The 2989-nt window shown below is 52.2% G+C and carries 1 rRNA gene; it reads right to left on the reverse strand.

The features are described 5' to 3' along the window. Positions 1 to 53 precede the first annotated feature (53 nt). Positions 54 to 2984, reverse strand: a 23S ribosomal RNA gene (locus JM172_RS24125). Positions 2985 to 2989: the final 5 nt, after the last annotated feature.

Below are 2989 nucleotides of genomic sequence, written 5' to 3' on the forward strand. Positions count from 1 at the left end.
TCAAAACTAGATAATAGACATTCATTGAACAAAGCTTGCTCTGCATTTCTAACTTGGTTAAGTCCTCGATCTATTAGTATCTGTCAGCTCCACGTGTCACCACGCTTCCACCTCAGACCTATCAACCTCGTCATCTTCGAGGGATCTTACTAGCTTACGCTATGGGAAATCTCATCTTGAGGGGGGCTTCATGCTTAGATGCTTTCAGCACTTATCCCTTCCACACATAGCTACCCAGCTATGCCCTTGGCAGGACAACTGGTACACCAGCGGTGTGTCCATCCCGGTCCTCTCGTACTAAGGACAGCTCCTCTCAAATTTCCTACGCCCACGACGGATAGGGACCGAACTGTCTCACGACGTTCTGAACCCAGCTCGCGTACCGCTTTAATGGGCGAACAGCCCAACCCTTGGGACCGACTACAGCCCCAGGATGCGATGAGCCGACATCGAGGTGCCAAACCTCCCCGTCGATGTGGACTCTTGGGGGAGATAAGCCTGTTATCCCCGGGGTAGCTTTTATCCGTTGAGCGATGGCCCTTCCATGCGGAACCACCGGATCACTAAGCCCGACTTTCGTCCCTGCTCGACTTGTAGGTCTCGCAGTCAAGCTCCCTTATGCCTTTGCACTCTTCGAATGATTTCCAACCATTCTGAGGGAACCTTTGGGCGCCTCCGTTACTTTTTAGGAGGCGACCGCCCCAGTCAAACTGCCCACCTGACACTGTCTCCCGAAGCGATTAGCTCCGTAGGTTAGAATTTCAATACAGCCAGGGTAGTATCCCACCGACGCCTCCACCGAAGCTAGCGCTCCGGTTTCTACGGCTCCTACCTATCCTGTACAAGCTGTACCAAAATTCAATATCAGGCTACAGTAAAGCTCCACGGGGTCTTTCCGTCCTGTCGCGGGTAACCTGCATCTTCACAGGTACTATAATTTCACCGAGTCTCTCGTTGAGACAGTGCCCAGATCGTTACACCTTTCGTGCGGGTCGGAACTTACCCGACAAGGAATTTCGCTACCTTAGGACCGTTATAGTTACGGCCGCCGTTTACTGGGGCTTCGATTCAGAGCTTCTCCTTACGGATAACCCCTCCTCTTAACCTTCCAGCACCGGGCAGGTGTCAGCCCCTATACTTCGCCTTGCGGCTTCGCAGAGACCTGTGTTTTTGCTAAACAGTCGCCTGGGCCTTTTCACTGCGGCTTCTCAGGGCTATTCACCCTAAAAAGCACCCCTTCTCCCGAAGTTACGGGGTCATTTTGCCGAGTTCCTTAACGAGAGTTCTCTCGCTCACCTTAGGATTCTCTCCTCGCCTACCTGTGTCGGTTTGCGGTACGGGCACCTCTCACCTCGCTAGAGGCTTTTCTTGGCAGTGTGGAATCAGGAACTTCGGTACTATATTTCCCTCGCCATCACAGCTCAGCCTTTATGACAAGCGGATTTACCTACTTGTCAGCCTAACTGCTTGGACGCACATATCCAACAGTGCGCTTACCCTATCCTTCTGCGTCCCCCCATTGCTCAAATGGTGAGGAGGTGGTACAGGAATCTCAACCTGTTGTCCATCGCCTACGCCTTTCGGCCTCGGCTTAGGTCCCGACTTACCCTGAGCGGACGAGCCTTCCTCAGGAAACCTTAGGCATTCGGTGGAGGGGATTCTCACCCCTCTTTCGCTACTCATACCGGCATTCTCACTTCTAAGCGCTCCACCAGTCCTCTCGGTCTAGCTTCGCTGCACTTAGAACGCTCTCCTACCACTGTCCGTAAGGACAGTCCACAGCTTCGGTGATACGTTTAGCCCCGGTACATTTTCGGCGCAGAGTCACTCGACCAGTGAGCTATTACGCACTCTTTAAATGGTGGCTGCTTCTAAGCCAACATCCTGGTTGTCTATGCAACTCCACATCCTTTTCCACTTAACGTATACTTTGGGACCTTAGCTGGTGGTCTGGGCTGTTTCCCTTTCGACTACGGATCTTATCACTCGCAGTCTGACTCCCAAGTATAAGTCTTTGGCATTCGGAGTTTGACTGAATTCGGTAACCCGTTGGGGGCCCCTAGTCCAATCAGTGCTCTACCTCCAAGACTCTTCACTTGAGGCTAGCCCTAAAGCTATTTCGGAGAGAACCAGCTATCTCCAAGTTCGATTGGCATTTCACCCCTACCCACACCTCATCCCCGCACTTTTCAACGTGCGTGGGTTCGGGCCTCCATTCAGTGTTACCTGAACTTCACCCTGGACATGGGTAGATCACTTGGTTTCGGGTCTACGACCACGTACTATTTCGCCCTATTCAGACTCGCTTTCGCTGCGGCTCCGTCTCTTCAACTTAACCTTGCACGGGATCGTAACTCGCCGGTTCATTCTACAAAAGGCACGCCATCACCCATTAACGGGCTCTGACTACTTGTAGGCACACGGTTTCAGGATCTCTTTCACTCCCCTTCCGGGGTGCTTTTCACCTTTCCCTCACGGTACTGGTTCACTATCGGTCACTAGGGAGTATTTAGCCTTGGGAGATGGTCCTCCCAGCTTCCGACGGGATTTCACGTGTCCCGCCGTACTCAGGATCCACTCTGGAGGGAACGAAGTTTCAACTACAGGGTTGTTACCTTCTTCGACGGACCTTTCCAGATCGCTTCGTCTACTCCGTTCCTTTGTAACTCCGTATAGAGTGTCCTACAACCCCAAGAGGCAAGCCTCTTGGTTTGGGCTTATTCCGTTTCGCTCGCCGCTACTCAGGAAATCGCTTTTGCTTTCTCTTCCTCCGGGTACTTAGATGTTTCAGTTCCCCGGGTCTGCCTTCAATACCCTATGTATTCAGATATTGATACTGCTCCATTACGAACAGTGGGTTTCCCCATTCGGATATCTCCGGATCGATGCTTACTTACAGCTCCCCGAAGCATTTCGGTGTTAGTCCCGTCCTTCATCGGCTCCTAGTGCCAAGGCATTCACCGTGCGCCCTTTCTAACTTAACCTTAAA

Source organism: Bacillus sp. SM2101, assembly GCF_018588585.1.
GTDB lineage: Bacteria > Bacillota > Bacilli > Bacillales > SM2101 > Nanhaiella > Nanhaiella sioensis.